This is a genomic window from Rhodococcus sp. IEGM 27, assembly GCF_033142305.1.
Taxonomy (GTDB): domain Bacteria; phylum Actinomycetota; class Actinomycetes; order Mycobacteriales; family Mycobacteriaceae; genus Rhodococcus_F; species Rhodococcus_F oxybenzonivorans.
This window is the reverse complement of sequence record NZ_JAWLSG010000036.1, coordinates 1-1,652: the sequence shown is the minus strand read 5'-3', so window position 1 is coordinate 1,652 and position 1,652 is coordinate 1. Positions and strand designations below refer to the sequence as shown.

The following is a 1,652-nucleotide window of genomic DNA, read 5'->3' as shown; positions in this document are numbered from 1 at the left end:
GCTAGCTACTTCGACCTGAAAAACGAGGCGCCCCGGTGAGCATGATTCGGCCGTTCTCGGCCGGTCAGGATTCGGTTGGCCACAGACTCCCCCGATCGGCGCCTGTCACGCTGCCAGGGTGCTGATCTTGACCAGGTTGTGCGCCAGGACCCCGTGGCCGACCCAGATCTGGGCGCCTTCGGTGCCGTCAATGCGGGTGCGGTCCCAGCCGTATCCACGTTTGAGGGCGCTGATTCTACCTTCGACTCCGGTGCGCCACTTGATTGTTCGTCGAAACGCTGGGCGGTGTTCCGCGGCTCGCCGGCCAGCCGAGGGTTTGCCCTTGCGAGGGATCACCACGTTGCGCACGCCGAGGTCGCGGAGGTCGTCCTCGACGGCTTTCTCGCCGTAGCCGCGGTCGGCGGTGACCGTGCGTGGCGGGCCCCCGGCACGTGTGCGGACCCGATCCACAGCTGGTGCCAGCTGGGGTGCGTCGGCCGGGTTGCCGCGTTCGACGTTGTGGTCCACGATCACGCCGTCGTCGCCTTCGACGAGCTGGACCTTGTGGCCGAACTCGACCGGCTTACCGAGCCGTCCCTTGGCGATGGGCCGGGCGTCGGGGTCGTGCAGGCTGACCCGCCGGGTGGCCCCGTTCGGGGTCTGCCCGGCCAGCCGCTGACGGGTCTGCGCGGCGATCTGGCGGGTCGTGGTGACCAGGTCCTCGAGGTCGTCGATGGCGCGGGCCAAGCGTCCCCGCCGGCGGCCCGCGGCCCCGTCGTGGTCACCCGTCCCCTTCAGGGCTGTGGCCTTGGCGCGCGCCCGGCGGAGTGCGTGTTTCGCGTTGGTCAGCAGCCGTTCGGCATCGGTGGCGGCGGTCTCGGCCAGGTCGGCCAGCTCCCCGGTTGTGCGCCGGACCGCCGCCAGGGCCTCGTCGCGTCCGGCGGCGCTGCGCGAACGCAGCTTGAAACCGATCGCGTGCGCCCGCTTGCCCGCCGCACGGGTCCGGTCCCGCACGGTGGTGCGAGTCGCCCCACCGGCAGCCTGGATCCGCTTGCCGGTGAGCGCGATCCGTCGGATTGCCTTGGCCAGCAAACCGGAGTCGGTGGGGTAGGACACGTTGCTGGGCACCACCGTGGTGTCGGCCCGCAACTTGGTGGTGCGCAGCACCTTGGCCTCGGTCGCCTTGGCCAGCAGCGCCTCGTTCAGCCCGTCCACCGCCGCCGGGCCACAGCGGGTGGTCAGCTTCATCAACGTGGTCGGGTGCGGCACCGACCCGTCTAAGGGAATCCGGCAGAACCGGCGCCACGTGATCGAGTCGCTCACCTCGCGGCACAGGCTCTCGTAGCCGAGCCGGTAGCGGAACTTGAGGAACATCAGCCGCAGGTAGGTCTCCATCGGCGTCGACGGACGGCCGATCCGCGGGTCGAAGTACAGGAGGAACGGTGTGAAGAACGCCGGATCATCCAACAGCGCATCCACTCGCTCGAGCTCCGCGGGAAGCCGCAGCAACTCCTGCGGCAGCACCGACTCGAACAACGACGGCTGATCGCCTACGGTACGGAACACGATGGCCTCGATCCCTTCTAGCCCAAGGGGTTGAGGCCATCCTGCCGTTCCAGGACTGGCTGATCACGCACCGCCACACCCCGACTTTTTCAGGTCGAAGTAGCTAG

1 protein-coding gene is annotated in these 1,652 nt (G+C 69.1%); it reads right to left on the bottom strand.

From position 1 onward, the window contains the following. Nucleotides 1-105: 105 nt before the first annotated feature. A complete protein-coding gene (locus R4P95_RS33380; RefSeq protein ID WP_317747481.1) occupies nt 106-1,545 on the bottom strand; it encodes an ISNCY family transposase in 1,440 nt (479 codons plus the stop codon). Nucleotides 1,546-1,652 lie beyond the last annotated feature (107 nt).